This window comes from Bacteroides stercoris ATCC 43183, assembly GCF_025147325.1.
Classification (GTDB): domain Bacteria; phylum Bacteroidota; class Bacteroidia; order Bacteroidales; family Bacteroidaceae; genus Bacteroides; species Bacteroides stercoris.
This window is the reverse complement of record NZ_CP102262.1, coordinates 2,753,460-2,769,512: the sequence shown is the minus strand read 5'-3', so window position 1 is coordinate 2,769,512 and position 16,053 is coordinate 2,753,460. Positions and strand designations below refer to the sequence as shown.

The 16,053-nt window shown below is 41.6% G+C and carries 15 protein-coding genes and 2 tRNA genes; 12 read left to right on the top strand and 5 right to left on the bottom strand.

All coding sequences use genetic code 11. The features are described 5' to 3' along the window. Nucleotides 1-27 precede the first annotated feature (27 nt). Nucleotides 28-912: a class A beta-lactamase, subclass A2 gene (gene bla / locus NQ565_RS11390; protein WP_040315679.1), complete on the top strand. Its 885-nt coding sequence runs from the start codon at nt 28-30 to the stop codon at nt 910-912. 179 nt (nt 913-1,091) lie between these two features. Here the strand turns inward: bla and NQ565_RS11385 are convergent, their stop codons facing one another. Beyond that, a complete protein-coding gene (locus tag NQ565_RS11385) occupies nt 1,092-1,541 on the bottom strand; it encodes a type I restriction enzyme HsdR N-terminal domain-containing protein (protein ID WP_005654222.1) in 450 nt (149 codons plus the stop codon). Between the two features lie 96 nt (nt 1,542-1,637). On the opposite strand from NQ565_RS11385, the gene NQ565_RS11380 reads away from it, so the two are divergent. The 5 genes from NQ565_RS11380 (at nt 1,638) to NQ565_RS11360 (ending at nt 6,534) form a co-directional block, all read left to right on the top strand. Next, nucleotides 1,638-2,414, top strand: coding sequence for an AMP nucleosidase (locus NQ565_RS11380; RefSeq protein WP_005654223.1), 777 nt, complete (start codon nt 1,638-1,640; stop codon nt 2,412-2,414). 11 nt (nt 2,415-2,425) lie between these two features. Continuing rightward, nucleotides 2,426-3,445, top strand: coding sequence for a DNA polymerase III subunit delta (gene holA, locus NQ565_RS11375; protein ID WP_005654224.1), 1,020 nt, complete (start codon nt 2,426-2,428; stop codon nt 3,443-3,445). Nucleotides 3,446-4,327: 882 nt separating this feature from the next. After that, on the top strand, nt 4,328-4,786 hold the full coding sequence (locus tag NQ565_RS11370) for a helix-turn-helix domain-containing protein (RefSeq protein ID WP_005654226.1): 459 nt from the start codon (nt 4,328-4,330) through the stop codon (nt 4,784-4,786). A 72-nt stretch (nt 4,787-4,858) separates the two neighbouring features. Continuing rightward, nucleotides 4,859-5,635 (top strand): dihydroorotate dehydrogenase electron transfer subunit, encoded by a 777-nt coding sequence (locus tag NQ565_RS11365; protein WP_005654227.1) that lies wholly within the window; start codon nt 4,859-4,861, stop codon nt 5,633-5,635. Next, nucleotides 5,623-6,534: a dihydroorotate dehydrogenase gene (locus tag NQ565_RS11360; protein WP_005654228.1), complete on the top strand. Its 912-nt coding sequence runs from the start codon at nt 5,623-5,625 to the stop codon at nt 6,532-6,534. The genes NQ565_RS11365 and NQ565_RS11360 overlap by 13 nt, the downstream gene beginning before the upstream one ends. A gap of 92 nt (nt 6,535-6,626) precedes the next feature. Here the strand turns inward: NQ565_RS11360 and trmD are convergent, their stop codons facing one another. Then, nucleotides 6,627-7,304 carry a tRNA (guanosine(37)-N1)-methyltransferase TrmD gene (trmD, locus tag NQ565_RS11355; protein ID WP_016662592.1) on the bottom strand — a complete coding sequence of 226 codons (678 nt, stop codon included), beginning with the start codon at nt 7,302-7,304 and terminating at the stop codon, nt 6,627-6,629. Nucleotides 7,305-7,402: 98 nt separating this feature from the next. Between trmD and ligA the strand changes: the two genes are divergently transcribed. The 6 genes from ligA to NQ565_RS11325 all read left to right on the top strand — a co-directional run bounded on the left by ligA (nt 7,403) and on the right by NQ565_RS11325 (nt 13,285). Next, nucleotides 7,403-9,400, top strand: a complete 1,998-nt coding sequence (gene ligA, locus NQ565_RS11350) for an NAD-dependent DNA ligase LigA (RefSeq protein ID WP_005654231.1) — start codon at nt 7,403-7,405, stop codon at nt 9,398-9,400. Nucleotides 9,401-9,503: 103 nt separating this feature from the next. Next, entirely contained in the window at nt 9,504-10,397 is an 894-nt protein-coding gene (gene dapA, locus NQ565_RS11345) for a 4-hydroxy-tetrahydrodipicolinate synthase (RefSeq protein ID WP_005654232.1), read from the top strand. Nucleotides 10,398-10,542: 145 nt separating this feature from the next. Continuing rightward, nucleotides 10,543-10,884: an ISAon1 family transposase N-terminal region protein gene (locus NQ565_RS11340; RefSeq protein ID WP_005653242.1), complete on the top strand. Its 342-nt coding sequence runs from the start codon at nt 10,543-10,545 to the stop codon at nt 10,882-10,884. Nucleotides 10,885-10,894: 10 nt separating this feature from the next. Beyond that, nucleotides 10,895-11,857, top strand: a complete 963-nt coding sequence (locus NQ565_RS11335) for an ISAon1 family transposase (RefSeq protein WP_005654234.1) — start codon at nt 10,895-10,897, stop codon at nt 11,855-11,857. Between the two features lie 62 nt (nt 11,858-11,919). Then, a complete protein-coding gene (locus NQ565_RS11330) occupies nt 11,920-12,270 on the top strand; it encodes an ISAon1 family transposase N-terminal region protein (RefSeq protein WP_005652161.1) in 351 nt (116 codons plus the stop codon). 10 nt (nt 12,271-12,280) lie between these two features. Then, nucleotides 12,281-13,285 carry an ISAon1 family transposase gene (locus tag NQ565_RS11325; RefSeq protein WP_040315496.1) on the top strand — a complete coding sequence of 335 codons (1,005 nt, stop codon included), beginning with the start codon at nt 12,281-12,283 and terminating at the stop codon, nt 13,283-13,285. Between the two features lie 151 nt (nt 13,286-13,436). Here the strand turns inward: NQ565_RS11325 and NQ565_RS11320 are convergent. The 3 genes from NQ565_RS11320 to NQ565_RS11310 form a co-directional block, all read right to left on the bottom strand. Then, nucleotides 13,437-13,510, bottom strand: a tRNA-Arg gene (locus NQ565_RS11320). 18 nt (nt 13,511-13,528) lie between these two features. After that, a tRNA-Arg gene (locus NQ565_RS11315) sits at nt 13,529-13,602 on the bottom strand. Nucleotides 13,603-13,677: 75 nt separating this feature from the next. Next, the gene (locus tag NQ565_RS11310; protein WP_005654236.1) at nt 13,678-15,975 is read right to left on the bottom strand and encodes a patatin-like phospholipase family protein; all 2,298 of its coding nucleotides are present in this window, start codon (nt 15,973-15,975) and stop codon (nt 13,678-13,680) included. Between the last annotated feature and the right edge of the window lie 78 nt (nt 15,976-16,053).

Genomic DNA, 16,053 nt, shown 5'->3' with positions numbered 1-16,053 from the left:
CTCGAACAAATGTATGAAATTAATAATATGAAGCTTAGATATACTTTGATAGGCGTGTTGTGTTTCAGCATAAACATCGTTCTACAAGCACAACAGCAGGCATTGGAAGGCAAAATTGCCGGTTTCCTTAAAGGGAAGAAAGCCACGGTCGGCGTAGCCGTACTGACAGACAAAGACGAAACCATACTGCACAACAACAAGGTGCACTATCCGCTTCTGAGCGTATTCAAATTCCATGTAGCCCTGGCCGTATTGGATAAAATGAACAGAGAGGAAATCCCATTGAAACATATTGTTCATGTAAAAGCTTCCCAATTACAGCCAAATACCTACAGTCCGCTGCAGCAAAAGCATTCCGGTCAAGACCTGGATATATCATTGGGAGAGCTTTTACAATACAGCATCTCGCTAAGCGATAACAATGCCTGCGACATCCTCATAGAATATGCCGGTGGAATAGGGCATATTCATCAGTACATCAGGAAATTGGGCATCAATGATTTCAATTTGTCCGAAACGGAAGATTCCATGCACCGGAATCCCCAAAAGGCATACGCCAATTGGAGCACCCCTTCTGAAATGGTACGGTTACTGAAAATGGCCGATGAGAAAAATTTATTCGCCCCCGTGTACCGGGATTTCCTTTGGAAAACTATGACAGAAACAGCCACAGGAAGCAACAAACTAAAAGGCTTATTGCCTTCCAATACGGTTGTGGGGCATAAAACCGGTTCTTCCGATCGTAATTTGAAAGGCGTGAAGATGGCGGATAATGATGCCGGAATAGTAATCATGCCCGGTGGCAAGAAGTATTATATCGCTGTCTTCGTAACGGACTCAAGTGAAACGGACGAAGAGGATGCCGCTATCATCGCACACATTTCCCGGATGGTATACGATGAAATGAAGTAGGAAAGAGTGGGGGAAGTGCATCTTTTTTGCTATCGTGTTTACATGGTTGCCGTTCTTTTCAATCCCCTCAGGAAGGTGTTCTGAAAGGGGATGTAATGAGTTAGGGAATGAAAGGCATTCACTCCCTGCCTCATTGCCTTTCATTCCCTGATTCATTACGGTTCATTCAGCCGGTAAAATCAGAGGCTTGCGTAGTCTGGAATATCTTGTAAAAAAGTATAACTGTTCTGTTCGTAATCCATACGGCAGCAATAATGCCGGATACCGTTACTTACTATCAGATAGTCCACTTTCAACACCATGTTGTAACGGGTAATCTGGTCGAAGACCTTCTGAGTGATTTCCACCTCGGGAGCCTTATATTCCACAATCATGCGTGCCGTAAGGTCACGCCTGTAAAGAACTGTATCGCAGCGCTTTTTAGTACCGTTCAACTGCACCTGCACCTCATTTGCCATCAGTGCCTGCGGATAGCCCTTATGCGTCATGAGAAAATGTACGAAATGCTGCCGCACCCATTCTTCCGGGGTCAAGGCAACATATCGGCGGCGGATAACATCGAAAATACTTCTTTTTCCATCCCTTGTAATAATCTTGGCTTCAAACGCCGGCAGGTTCAGTGAGAACATTCTATTTTAATTTCTTGTTTTTACTTTTTTATTGTATTTTTGTGAGTTAAATAATCGTTCCCTAACGGTTTTACGGAACAAATTTAATGAAATCTTATGAAAACAAAAGAAGAAATCGTAGCTAATTGGCTGCCCCGTTACACAAAACGTAACCTGGAGGATTTTGAAGAGTATATTCTGTTGACCAACTTCAACAAGTATGTCGAAATTTTTGCCGAAAAATTCAATGTTCCCATACTAGGCAGGGACGCTAATATGATTTCGGCCAGTGCGGAAGGAATAACGATCGTAAACTTCGGAATGGGAAGCCCCAACGCCGCCATCATCATGGACTTATTAAGTGCCATTCAGCCCAAAGCATGCCTGTTTTTGGGCAAGTGCGGAGGCATCGACAAGAAAAACAGGATAGGGGATCTTATCCTTCCAATCGCCGCTATCCGCGGTGAGGGTACTTCAAACGACTACTTCCCGCCGGAAGTTCCTTCACTGCCGGCTTTTATGCTGCAACGTGCCGTTTCTTCCGCCATTCGCGACCATGCCCGCGATTACTGGACCGGTACTGTATATACCACCAACCGCCGTATTTGGGAACACGATGAGGACTTTAAGGAGTATCTCAAAAAAACCCGTGCCATGGCAGTCGATATGGAAACGGCAACCTTGTTCAGTTGCGGCTTTGCCAATCATATCCCCACCGGAGCTTTGTTGCTGGTGTCCGACCAACCGATGATTCCGGAAGGCGTCAAAACCGATAAAAGCGATAACATAGTAACCCAAAACTATGTAAAGGAACATGTTGAAATCGGCATTGCATCTCTGCGCATGATTATTGATGCGAAGAAAACCGTAAAACATCTGAAATTCGACTGGTAAAACCAAGAAATATGGCCAAGCAAGAAATTACGTGCGATGATATCCTAAGAGAACTGAAAGCTGGGCAATATCGTCCCATCTATTACCTGATGGGCGAAGAACCGTATTACATCGACCTCATCTCGGATTATATAACGGACAACGTACTGAATGAAACTGAAAAAGAATTCAACCTCACCGTTGTATATGGCGCAGATGTGGACGTGGCTGCAATTATCAATGCAGCCAAACGCTATCCCATGATGTCCGAGCACCAAGTGGTAGTAGTGAAGGAAGCACAGAACATACGCAATATAGAAGAGCTTTCCTACTACCTTCAAAAACCCTTGCTATCTACAATATTGGTAATATGCCACAAACATGGCGTATTGGATAAAAGGAAAAAACTCGCAGCTGAAATAGAGAAGTCGGGCATACTGTTTGAGTCCAGGAAAGTGAAAGAATCCCAACTGCCGGTATTCATCACATCCTATATGAAACGTAAAGGAATAGACCTTGAACCGAAAGCCACTTCCATGCTTGCCGACTTCGTAGGGACAGACCTCAGCCGCCTTACCGGAGAACTGGAAAAACTGATTATTACACTTCCAAAAGGTCAGACACGTGTCACCCCCGAACAGATAGAACGCAACATAGGAATCAGCAAGGATTATAATAACTTTGAACTCCGCAGCGCCATCGTGGAAAAGGATGTTCTAAAGGCTAACAGAATAATAAAATATTTTGAAGAAAATCCGAAAACCAATCCGATTCAAATGACTTTATCTTTACTTTTCGGATTCTTTTCCAATCTGATGCTAGCCTATTATGCCCCCGAAAAATCAGAGCAAGGCATCGCAGCATTCTTAGGTCTGAAGAGCCCGTGGCAGTCCCGCGAATATCTAAATGCCATGAGGATGTACAATGGAATAAAAACCATGCAGATCATCGGAGAGATACGATATACAGATGCCAAGTCTAAAGGAGTAGGAAACCCTTCCTTAAACGATAGCGACCTTTTACGGGAATTGGTCTTTAAAATCCTGCATTGATTTTCTCATTCCATATCTTTTTAATAAAAGAAGAAAATACGAAAATGATTCATTTATGTGTCATTTTATCATATTTAGGGGGATTTTCCCCCTTTTTTTCTATTATCATGATTTATCCGGCAATTAAATATACACATAATATACTATAATACAGTATAATACATTCAAAATAAGCCTCTGAGAATCGTTTCTTTTCAATCATTCGGGTATTTATATTGAAATAAAGCAAAGAATTTATTGTTGACCTTCATAAAACTGATAACATAGAGTCGCTTCCCAATTTTGTCACCAATTTTCTTTTAGAATCGAGTATTACTTTACCAGGATTTATAAACCGGATAGAGGAATAGTTGTACTATACAACTATGAAGCATTACCAATGTAATACACAGTATTCACAAATGTATATATTACAAAGCTAAACATATTACATGTATACATAATAGATGATTAACACTTTTGTAAATAGGGGTGTTTACGTCTATTATATACATTATTACATCTTTATCCCGTGAGCAGTTAACAACATATTAATCATAGTATATATCATTATAAATCTGATATATATAACTATTTATTAGACTTTTAAATTATAAATATAAGAAATAGACGTCAAAACATTTGTAATCTCTGTAATACTCCTATTACAATACAATATATTAAACTGTAAATCAGCATAATAATGTATTTTATTAAAGCTAATATTAGAGATGTTTTTCATGAAAAATAACCTCTTTACAAATATAAGCTTGACATAAGTAAATTTGCCGAGTACGATTGTAAATTTTAAAATATTACACTCATAATTTGCTTTTGTAAATCCTATTATTTACTTTTGTAATCGGATTTAAAGACTTATACAATTGTAATAATATCTACGCCATGAGTATAAAGGATAGATTTAAGATGATAATGGACAGGGAGCAGTTAACTGCTGGAGCATTTGCCGAAAGTATAGAAGTAGCTCAAGCCACTATTTCCCATATATTAGCCTCCCGTAATAATCCAAGTACAGAAGTTATTCTGAAACTTCACAAGCGGTATAATGACATCAACCTTGAATGGCTGCTAACAGGAAAAGGAAACATGAGCAATAATTCTCCATCCGTTGAAAACAACGGATTCGACTATCCTTTATTTGCTGACAATCCGGAAAATCCGTCCAATGAGCCAAGCACTCCGGAAAATCGCAAGGAAATCGCGTTAGAAGCTCCAGTAAATACGCCTAAAGAGATTGTAAAACAAGAGATTATCTATAAAGAAAGACCACCTAAAAAAATAACAGAAATAAGAATTTTCTTTGATGATAATACTTATGAAACATTCAAACCGGAAAATTAAGAGGCAACTACGGCTATTTGCACAAATTCCCGTATCTTTGCAGTCAAAAGATAATCCTTCTTTATAGATAATATGAAAAAATATATTTTAGATCTGACAGTGACCGAGAACGTCCGACTGCATGCCAATTATGCGCTGCTGAAATTGACTTCCCCGTCCCTGCTCCCGGAAATGCTTCCGGGACAATTTGCCGAAATTCGCGTAGACGGTTCACCCACTACTTTCCTGCGACGCCCTATCTCTATTAATTATGTAGACAAACAACGGAATGAGGTGTGGTTTCTAATCCAACTTGTAGGAGATGGAACCAAGCGATTAGGAGCGGCAAAACAAGGAGATATAATCAATGTGGTACTTCCATTAGGAAACAGCTTCACAATGCCTGAAAAGCCCTCGGATAAGCTCTTATTAGTAGGTGGCGGCGTAGGTACAGCACCGATGTTGTATTTAGGCGAGCAATTGGCGAAAAACGGAAGCAAACCCACCTTCTTATTAGGTGCCAGAAGCGATAAAGACTTGTTGCAATTAGAAGATTTTGCTGCCTATGGAGATGTATATACCACCACGGAAGACGGCAGTCATGGCGAAAAAGGATATGTCACCCAACATTCTATATTGAGCAAGGTGAACTTCGAACAAATATATACCTGCGGTCCTAAACCAATGATGATGGCTGTAGCCAAATATGCCAAAAGTAAAGGCACTAATTGTGAAGTGTCTTTAGAAAACATGATGGCATGCGGCATAGGCGCTTGCTTATGTTGTGTGGAAAATACCACAGAAGGTCATTTATGCGTATGTAAAGAAGGTCCGGTTTTTAATATAAACAAACTATTATGGCAGATTTAAGTGTAAACATTGGTGAATTGCAAATGAAAAATCCGGTGATGACAGCATCCGGAACTTTTGGATATGGTGAAGAATTCGCCGATTTCATCGATATATCGCGAATAGGTGGTATAATTGTAAAGGGAACTACTCTTCACAAACGTGAAGGTAATCCGTATCCGCGTATGGCAGAGACTCCATCAGGTATGTTAAACGCTGTGGGACTGCAAAATAAGGGTGTACATTACTTTGTTGAACATATCTATCCGCGTATCAAGGATATAAAAACCAATATGATTGTGAATGTTTCAGGCTCTGCTATCGAAGATTATATGGAAACGGCTGCAATCATTAATGAACTTGTAAATATTCCTGCCATAGAATTAAACATATCCTGCCCTAATGTAAAGCAAGGTGGAATGGCATTTGGTGTCACAGCCAAAGGAGCGGAGGAAGTGGTAAAAGCCGTACGCTCAGTTTACAAAAAGACACTTATCGTAAAACTGTCACCCAATGTTACAGACATCACAGAAATAGCACGTGCTGCTGAAAATGGCGGTGCAGACAGCGTATCACTCATCAATACCTTGTTAGGAATGGCTGTAGATGCAGAACGCAGACGTCCCATCCTTTCCACGGTAACAGGCGGCATGTCCGGAGCAGCAGTGAAACCTATTGCACTCCGTATGGTATGGCAGGTTGCTAAGGCAGTAAAAATACCGGTCATAGGTTTAGGGGGCATCATGAATTGGAAAGATGCTGTGGAATTTATGCTCGCAGGTGCCTCTGCCATTCAAATCGGTACTGCAAACTTTATTGATCCGGCAATCACCGTGAAAGTTGCAGAAGGTATTGATGACTATCTGAACAGACACGGATATAAGTCAGTTAAAGAAATAATCGGTGCACTTGAGGTATGACGAATAACAAAGCATAGCCATTCGCAAACTATTTTCATAAAAAAGGACATTCAAACTGAATGCCCTTTTTATTTTTATTTACATCTTACAGATTACTCACCTAACAAATCCGGACGTAATTTCCGAGTTCTTTCCAATGACTGTTGCAGCTCCCATTCCTTAATTTTAGCCTCATGACCGGATAGTAAAATTTCCGGAACTTTCCATCCTTTGTAATCAGCCGGGCGCGTATAAACGGGAGCAGCTAACAGATTATCCTGAAAAGAATCGGAAAGGGCCGATTGCTCGTCAGAGATAACTCCGGGAATAATACGTACAATAGCATCAGCCATAACGGCCGCCGCCAGTTCGCCACCAGTCAATACATAGTCTCCGATACTGATTTCCTTCGTTATGAGATGTTCGCGGATACGGTAATCAATTCCCTTAAAATGCCCGCAAAGAATTATAAGATTTTTAGCGAGAGACAGCGTATTAGCCATAGGCTGGTTAAACTGTTCACCATCCGGAGTCGTGAAAATGACCTCATCATACTCCCGTTCGGCTTTCAAAGCATTGATGCAGCGCTCTATAGGTTCTATCTTCATAACCATTCCGGCAAAACCACCAAAAGGATAATCATCCACCCGACGGTATTTATCTTCAGTATAATCACGAAGGTTATGAATATGTATTTCTGCAAGCCCTTTATTTTGAGCACGTTTCATTATAGAGCAATTGAAGAAGCCTTCAATCATTTCCGGCAGAACAGTAATGATATCAATACGCATATATTTTATTTTTTCCGCAAAAATAGTGTAAGTTAAGAGTAAAAGCAAAAAATATTCGGGAGAAACCCGTATTTTTGTGTCCAAACTCCAAAATCGTTATGACAGTAAAAGAAAAGATAGACCAGCTACGCGCCGACTTACATCGGCACAACTACAATTATTATGTATTGAACGCTCCCGAAATATCAGACAAAGAGTTCGATGACAGGATGCGCGAATTACAAGAGCTTGAAAAGGAACATCCCGAATACCAGGACGACAATTCGCCTACCATGCGCGTAGGAAGCGATTTGAATAAAAACTTCACACAGGTAGCCCATAAATATCCCATGCTCTCATTGGGAAACACCTATTCGGAAAGTGAAGTGACAGACTTTTATGACCGGGTGAAGAAGGCTCTGAACGAAGACTTTGAAATATGCTGTGAATTGAAATACGACGGCACATCCATTTCACTGACCTACGAAAACGGCAAATTGGTACGTGCCGTAACCCGTGGTGACGGTGAAAAAGGTGATGATGTAACGGATAATGTAAAAACGATCCGCACGATACCATTAGTGCTCCACGGCAGCTATCCTGAGTCGTTTGAAATCAGAGGAGAAATATTAATGCCCTGGGAAGTGTTTGAAGAACTGAACCGGGAAAAAGAAGCGCGTGAAGAACCGCTTTTCGCCAATCCGCGCAATGCAGCTTCCGGTACTTTAAAGTTGCAAAATTCCGCTATTGTAGCCTCACGCAAGCTTGATGCCTATTTGTATTATCTGTTAGGAGAAGAATTGCCCTGTGACGGACATTATGAAAATTTACAAGCAGCAGCCGGTTGGGGATTTAAAACCTCGGAACACATGAAAAAGGCTCATAGCCTGGAAGAAGTATTTGAATATATCAGATATTGGGACACCGAACGAAAGAACTTGCCGGTAGCAACAGACGGTATTGTTTTAAAAGTCAACAGTATGCGCCAGCAGAAAAACCTCGGTTTTACCGCAAAATCTCCCCGATGGGCTATAGCATATAAGTTTCAGGCAGAACGCGCCTTGACTCGTTTAAACAAGGTCACTTATCAAGTAGGACGCACCGGAGCCGTAACTCCTGTTGCCAATTTAGATCCGGTACAACTGTCCGGCACTATCGTGAAGAGGGCTTCTCTGCACAATGCCGATATTATTGAAGGGCTGGATTTACATATCGGAGACATGGTTTATGTAGAGAAAGGTGGAGAAATCATTCCTAAAATTACGGGAGTAGACAAAGACGCCCGCAGCATGCTTATCGGTGAAAAAGTGAAATTTATCACTCACTGTCCCGAATGTGGCAGTAAACTGATACGATACGAAGGGGAAGCAGCCCATTATTGTCCTAACGAAACATCCTGCCCACCTCAAATTAAAGGTAAGATAGAGCATTTCATTAGCCGTAAGGCAATGAATATAGATGGCTTAGGCCCGGAAACCGTAGATATGTTCTACCGTTTGGGACTAATCAAGAATACGGCAGATTTATATCAGCTCACAGCAGATGATATTAAGAACCTGGACCGTATGGGTGAAAAATCAGCGGAGAATATCATCAAAGGAATCGAAGCGAGCAAAGAGGTTCCATTTGAAAGAGTGCTCTTCGCTTTAGGCATCCGTTTTGTAGGCGAAACTGTAGCCAAGAAAATAGCCAAGTCTTTTAATGACATAGACGAGCTGGAAAATGCCAACCTCGAAAAACTGATAAACATCGATGAAATCGGGGAAAAAATAGCACAAAGCATTCTGACGTATTTCGCAAATCCATTGAACTGCGAGTTGATAGAACGTTTGAAATCCACCGGATTACAGCTCTATCGCAGAGAAGAAGATTTAAGCGGATATACGGATAAGTTGGCAGGACAATCCATTGTCATAAGCGGTGTTTTCACACATCATTCACGAGATGAATACAAAGAGCTGATAGAAAAAAACGGTGGAAAAAATGTAGGCAGTATCTCTGCCAAAACCAGTTTTATTCTGGCGGGCGAGAATATGGGACCCGCCAAATTGGAAAAAGCTCATAAATTAGGGATAAAGCTCATGAGCGAAGATGAGTTTCTGACACTCATATCCTAACAAATTTCTACAAAAAGCTTTTTTATGGCTTATATTTGTATGGTAAATTGAAAAAAATCGTACTTTTGCGAGTCGTTTAATTAGAGATTACTTTATAATACTCATGATACAGACTAGATTGAAAGGAATGGGGGTAGCGCTGATTACTCCATTTAAAGAGGATGAAAGCGTTGATTACGATGCATTGATGCGTTTAGTAGACTATCAGCTCCAAAACAACACTGATTTTTTATGCGTACTTGGCACTACAGCAGAAACTCCGACGCTGACTGAAGAAGAAAAAAAGAAAATCAAGAAAATGGTTATCGAGCGCGTGAATGGGAAAATACCTATTCTGCTTGGAGTAGGTGGAAATAACACTCGCGCTATAGTAGAAACTCTGAAGAATGACGATTTTACCGGAGTGGATGCCATTCTTTCTGTTGTTCCTTATTATAACAAGCCTTCCCAAGAAGGGATTTATCAGCATTATAAAGCGATTTCCGAGGCTACCGACCTTCCGATTGTACTTTATAATGTACCGGGACGTACCGGAGTAAATATGAAAGCCGAAACAACCTTGCGCATCGCACGCGACTTTAAGAATGTAATAGCAATTAAAGAAGCATCGGGAGATATCAGCCAGATGGATGACATCATAAAAAATAAACCCGCCAATTTTGACGTTATTTCAGGCGATGACGGCATTACCTTCCCTCTGATTACCTTAGGAGCCGTTGGTATCATCTCGGTCATAGGAAATGCCTTTCCGCGTGAATTTAGTCGTATGGTACGTCTGGCATTGCAAGGAGATTACTCAAATGCGCTGACCATCCACCACAAATTTGCAGAATTATTCAAATTACTCTTTGTAGACGGTAATCCAGCCGGAGTAAAAGCCATGTTGAATGCAATGGGAATGATTGAGAACAAACTTCGCCTACCATTAGTGCCTACCAGAATCACGACTTTTGAAGCAATGCGGAAGATATTGGATGAATTGAATATTAAATGCTGAGTACAAATCTTATTTAGTATATATGGAAGAGATGTGTCAAAATTGACACATCTCTTTTTTTATGTAAAGTTCGGGTCAATGTAAAAACCTGAGGGGTAATATTTGTAAAAATCCTATCTTTGCATAAAACTAACTCAGAAATCTTATGGACAACAACGGCTACCGTCTCCTTCTTCCTGAAGGGACATTGGATTATTTCATCATCTCGGACGTAAAGGAAAGCGCATCGGAAATAGTGATTTATTTAGAAGAAAAGAATGAAGTTCCTAAAGAATACGCAGGAATGAAAGTTGAGAGCAAGGGTTTTTACGAACCTGTTGTGGTTCAGGATTTCCCCATACGCGGCAAGAAGCTTTTTCTGAACGTGCGCCGGCGCAGGTGGGTTGTCAAGGATGAGAACCGTTACGTGAGCCGTGACTGGAAACTGGTTGCCGGTGGTAGCCGTATGACGCATGAATTTGCGTCTTTTTTAAAAGAATTATATTGATAAGCTGCCGGTGGGCTGCAGGCTGTTGGGAACGCTGTTCGGGGTCGACGGGGAACTGCTCGAGCGGCAATACCGGAATCACCTGAGCGGTTATCTCTGTTGGGAGCAGCTTCCTCATGCCGAAGAATGGCTTCTTTTCGAGAAGAACATCGGTGTTTATGTGGGACTGGATGAAGTCTGCCTTTCCCGCGGAGAATTATATACCGTGTTGATAAACAAGGAGAGAAAAGGCCGTTCGGGCAGTCTTATCGCCGTTGTGAAAGGAACAGATGTAAAGACCGTGACCTCCGTACTGCTCCGTCTTTCCCGCCGCAGACGCTTTCAGGTCAGGGAGATAACCATGGATATGGCTCCGAACATGGAGCAGATCGCCCGCCTCTGTTTTCCCGCCGCACGCCGCGTCACAGACCGTTTCCATGTGCAGAAACTCGCTTATGAGGCGGTTCAGGATATGCGCGTTAAAGCACGTTGGGAGGCTTTGGACGAAGAATCTGTTCAGATCGCCCATGCCAAAGCCTGCGGGAAGATATATCATGCGCCGGTCTTTGAAAACGGTGATTCACGCAAACAGCTTCTTTCGAGAAGCATTTACCTGTTATATAAGAAGGAATCCTTGTGGACGGAATCACAGCGCGTACGCGCCGGCATCCTGTTCCGGGAGTATCCCGATATTAAGAAAGCATACTACCTCTCCATGAGGCTCGGACTGATATACCACCAATGCAGGTACAAGGATGCGGCATTGACGCATCTTGCCCGCTGGTATGACGAGGTGGAAAAATCAGGGTTTCTTGCTTTCGGAAGAGTGGCACGTTCCGTACAGATGCATTACCGGGAAATAATCAACTTCTTTGACAGACGTTCAACAAACGCTGCTTCCGAATCGTTCAATGCAAAAATAAAGGAGTTCCGCACACAATTCAGAGGAGTAAAGGACAGAGCTTTCTTCCTGTTCAGACTGGCGAAAATTTAGGCTCAGCGGAAATATCTGGTTGGTAAGTTTTAAAATTAGCTATCTTTGCTTACCTTTGTTTTATGAAACCCGCACAACTCCTTCGTGCCATCCTTCCGGATGTGCTTATAGACAACTTTGATATTGTCAATTTCGACAAGAGTGCTGACCGTTTTGATATTTATCTTGATGAAAAAAAAGTTCAACTAAAAGAAGATAAGATCAATCCGGATATCATATCCTATGGTTTTGGTGAGTATCGTACAATCCAAGACTATCCTATTCGTGGTCGCGCCACTTATCTCCATGTTCGTAAACGTAAATGGCTTGACAAATCTTCCAATGAAATCTTCAGTTATGACTGGGATTTATCCGAATTTGACGGTACACGGCTCAATTCTGAGTTCGTCTCTTTTTTAAAAGAAGGAGATTGAATCTACTCCTGTGAGCATCAGTGTGCTTGCGGAACGTTATGGCGTAAAAGGGCAGACTCTTCGTAAACAATACAAGGAGAAAATCAGTGATTACCGGAACTGGGATCAGCTCGAACATGCGCATGACTATCTCCTTTATCCTGAAAATATTGGAGAAAAGCTTTCTTTGGATGAAACTTGCCTGAGCAATGGAGATGTTTATACGATTCTGACCAATAAAGCAGCTAAAGGTCGTAAGGGTGCTTTAGTTGCAATAGTTCGTGGAGTGGCCACAGATGCGGTAAGCGGAATCTTGCGCAGGCTTCCGCACCGGAAACGGCTGTCTGTCAAGACTGTCACTACAGATTTATCTTCAGCCATGATGCTGACAGTCAGAAAGGTGTTTCCTGCCGCAAAGCTGATCAATGACCGTTTTCATGTACAGCAGCTCATGTCTGAAGCTGTTGACCAGTTAAGAATACGCTATCGGTGGAAAGTACTTGATGCGGAAAATCAGGCTATCAGGGAGCATCGCCAAAAGAAGAAAGAAACAAAGAGTAAGGCGGAAAGGGAAAGAATAGGGAAATGGGAACCTGAAAGAATGGAGAACGGAGAAACCCTGTCACAGATAGTAAGCAGAAGCAAGCACATTATACTGAAACACTGGAGCAAATGGAATGAACAGCAAAAGACCAGGGCTGCCATTCTCTTTGATAAATTCCCCAAGCTTCTGGAAGGATACAGCCTTAGCATGAAACTGACAGACATCTTCAACAAGAAGTCAGGTCTCGATGAAGCAAGGCTAAATCTCGCAAGATGGTACAATGAAGTGGAAAAGTTTGACTATATGGAGTTCAACAAGGTACTTGATACGTTTTCAAACCATAGTACGACCATCATAAATTATTTTGAAGAACGATTGACAAATGCTTCAGCGGAGTCGTTCAATGCTAAAATCAAAGCTTTTCGAAGCCAGTTAAGAGGGGTGGCTGATCTGAAATTCTTCATGTTCAGACTGGCTAGGCTATACGCTTAAAAGAAAGCTTGCCAACCGGGGAAATCCGCTGACCCAAAATTTATGCATAAGCTATGAATCCCTCAGGTTTTTACGTTGACCCGAAGTTGACCCGAAGTTTCTGTGCAAAAAACAAAAATCCTCTACAAAATATATTTGTAGAGGATCTCTGTGATCGCGACAGGATTCAAACCTGTAACCGGCTGATCCGTAGTCAGCTACTCTATTCAGTTGAGCTACGCGACCTTTATTATTAACAATTTGTGACCGCGACAGGATTCAAACCTGTAACCGGCTGATCCGTAGTCAGCTACTCTATTCAGTTGAGCTACGCGGCCTTGTTTGTTTTACGGGTGCAAAGATACGTACTTTTTTTGAATTAGCAAGAGATACGCAAACTTTTTTGAAAAAAATTACTCGATGAACCGATAATTAAACAGCTGCCAGCCGAGTGTCAACCCCACATTCCACTCCTTTTTCGGTGAGCTATAATGATTTACATATGCAGATATTGCTCCAAAGGGCAATTGGCATATTACAGAAATTTCTCCTATATATTCAAAGCGCGAAAACGCTTTTCCATAATAAGCTTTGTTCAATGCATTCTTTTTAATAGGAAATATCGGTACGAAACCATAAAATTCAGAACGGAATTGGAACATATCATTGAAAACAAAAATAGGCTTGATACCCGCTGCCAAGAATTGGTTGGCCCGGAATGCTTCATTATACATCAGCTTACTATGAGGAGTAGGAGAAAAATCTGCCGCCTGCAACATGGTTGCCGTATAATTCTCCGAAAAGTTCTTCGATGAATACAGCATCTCTGCCATCCATCCCAAAGTAAATTTGGGACTCATAGTATGATAGGCATATTTCATATAAGAAATTTGCAGCCAAGATTGCCTTTCTTTAGTCGTAACACTCGTTTCCGTCGGATTTCCCGGTACAAATTTCTCCTTTCCGCTAAAGACCTGTGCCACCAGTTTTTCAAAATACCCTTTAGTGGCATACTGTCGTGCATTCAGCGTACTCCCATAAAAGCCGATAGCCCCTCCCAAAAGGTTGTAGGTACTCCTATCCGAACGGTCCTTGTCAAAATTAATCACGCTGGACTGAAAGTAATTGTCTTGAAGTTTCCCATATCCGATGCTTATTTCCGCCCGTTTATTGGCCAAAAAAGGCAAGGCTACCATCAACTTGACAAAACGTTCATCTTTAGAGTTAAAAGAGGGCTTATCATTCTTAGAAAAGAGTTTGTCCTTTTTATAATAATCGAACGTACTTAAAGAAGCAATAAGGCGGTAGGAGGTTGGAATACGGGTAGGAAGGTCTATCTTGGCCATAAGCTGCGCATTATTATATACCTTGCCAATCTGGCCGTCAAGGGTTATTTCTTTGGAATAATAATTCAAGTCCTGATAACCCAACCCCAAATAAATCTGATTAGAGCTGGTTGTCGATACACTTCCACCCATCCTTACAGAAAAATTATCTTCCATTTTCACTTTCAGATGCAGCGAATACAAATCGTTTTCAGAGTCATATACAGCATGAGGTATAATCTCCGATATCATATTATCAGACAGCAAACGGAAATATCCACGTTTCAAATCTTCATATGTAAACACCTCATGGTCTTCGTCATGAAATTCTTTTTTGATATACGCCTGCTGTTGTGGATTGGCGCCCTCTATATAGATGTCCCTAAAGCGGAATTGAGGCAAATTACTGCGGTAGACCAACCGCCTTAAACGAACATTTTCCGCACTTACCCTCCGATGAATACGGCCTTTTATAGAATCCATTAAACTGATAGTCCGGTTATAGCCGATATCGTGCAACTCCTGCAAACGGTCAAAGTCCAAAAGGCTTACATCGTCATACTTGAATGTCATAATAATGCCTAAAGAATCCGGAAGAGTATAATCCGTCTTCTGCATAATCATATTTTCAAGCTGGCTCATCAAATCATTCTCTTTCGGCTTACCGGGGTTGGCGGCTACCACGCTACCTATGATGACTTCCGGTTTAAAGTCCTCACGCATAATATCTGTGGGGAAATTATTATAAATTCCACCGTCATAAGCTAAAACGCTATCAATCTCTATCGGTTTGAAAACAAACGGAAAACTCATGGAAGCGCGTACCGCATCTCCCAAATCTCCTCTACGCATAATCAACGGTTTCTTGTTATATACATCGGAGGCAATACACCGGAAAGGCACAAACAGGCGGTTAAAATCGCCGCTGCATGCAGCCGTAGCCCGTGCAAATAGCTCCACAAAGACCAGATTCATCTGAATGGGATTTACCATGCTTGTAGGCAGTATCTGAGGCTTGATATGCAGCGAGTCCTTAAAGGAGAAACGGATATTGAAAAACTCCGGGGTCGGCCGGTTCTGTTTAAAATAATACCCGTATTCGGGTTCTACCTGTCCTGAATACCAGCGTTTGAAGTCTTCGGAACGCAATAAAGCCTCCATATCATCGGGAGAGTATCCCATAGCATAGAGTGAACCTATGATAGCTCCCATAGAAGTACCCGTAATGTAGTCGATAGGAATATTGTTTTCCTCCAAAGCGCGAATGATACCGATATGGGTCATGCCTTTCGCACCTCCGCCACTCAAAACAAGTCCTACTTTCTGAGCTTGCACAAACGGCAGAAGCAATAAACAGACTGACAAAAACAAAAAAAATCTTTTCATGAATACGGTTTCGAGTGAAATATACTAATTTATTCAATGCTCAAATATAGACAATTGTTTCCAAAAACCTCGTATCCA

What these genes read in the sequence shown, in the direction of transcription:
- NQ565_RS11370 (WP_005654226.1), top strand. Translation starts at nt 4,328, where the DNA reads ATGAGTATAAAGGATAGATTTAAGATGATAATGGACAGGGAGCAGTTA.
- NQ565_RS11330 (WP_005652161.1), top strand. Translation starts at nt 11,920, where the DNA reads ATGAAACCCGCACAACTCCTTCGTGCCATCCTTCCGGATGTGCTTATA.
- bla (WP_040315679.1), top strand. Translation starts at nt 28, where the DNA reads ATGAAGCTTAGATATACTTTGATAGGCGTGTTGTGTTTCAGCATAAAC.
- trmD (WP_016662592.1), bottom strand. Translation starts at nt 7,304, where the DNA reads ATGCGTATTGATATCATTACTGTTCTGCCGGAAATGATTGAAGGCTTC.
- NQ565_RS11360 (WP_005654228.1), top strand. Translation starts at nt 5,623, where the DNA reads ATGGCAGATTTAAGTGTAAACATTGGTGAATTGCAAATGAAAAATCCG.
- NQ565_RS11380 (WP_005654223.1), top strand. Translation starts at nt 1,638, where the DNA reads ATGAAAACAAAAGAAGAAATCGTAGCTAATTGGCTGCCCCGTTACACA.
- dapA (WP_005654232.1), top strand. Translation starts at nt 9,504, where the DNA reads ATGATACAGACTAGATTGAAAGGAATGGGGGTAGCGCTGATTACTCCA.
- NQ565_RS11365 (WP_005654227.1), top strand. Translation starts at nt 4,859, where the DNA reads ATGAAAAAATATATTTTAGATCTGACAGTGACCGAGAACGTCCGACTG.
- ligA (WP_005654231.1), top strand. Translation starts at nt 7,403, where the DNA reads ATGACAGTAAAAGAAAAGATAGACCAGCTACGCGCCGACTTACATCGG.
- holA (WP_005654224.1), top strand. Translation starts at nt 2,426, where the DNA reads ATGGCCAAGCAAGAAATTACGTGCGATGATATCCTAAGAGAACTGAAA.
- NQ565_RS11310 (WP_005654236.1), bottom strand. Translation starts at nt 15,975, where the DNA reads ATGAAAAGATTTTTTTTGTTTTTGTCAGTCTGTTTATTGCTTCTGCCG.
- NQ565_RS11340 (WP_005653242.1), top strand. Translation starts at nt 10,543, where the DNA reads ATGGACAACAACGGCTACCGTCTCCTTCTTCCTGAAGGGACATTGGAT.
- NQ565_RS11385 (WP_005654222.1), bottom strand. Translation starts at nt 1,541, where the DNA reads ATGTTCTCACTGAACCTGCCGGCGTTTGAAGCCAAGATTATTACAAGG.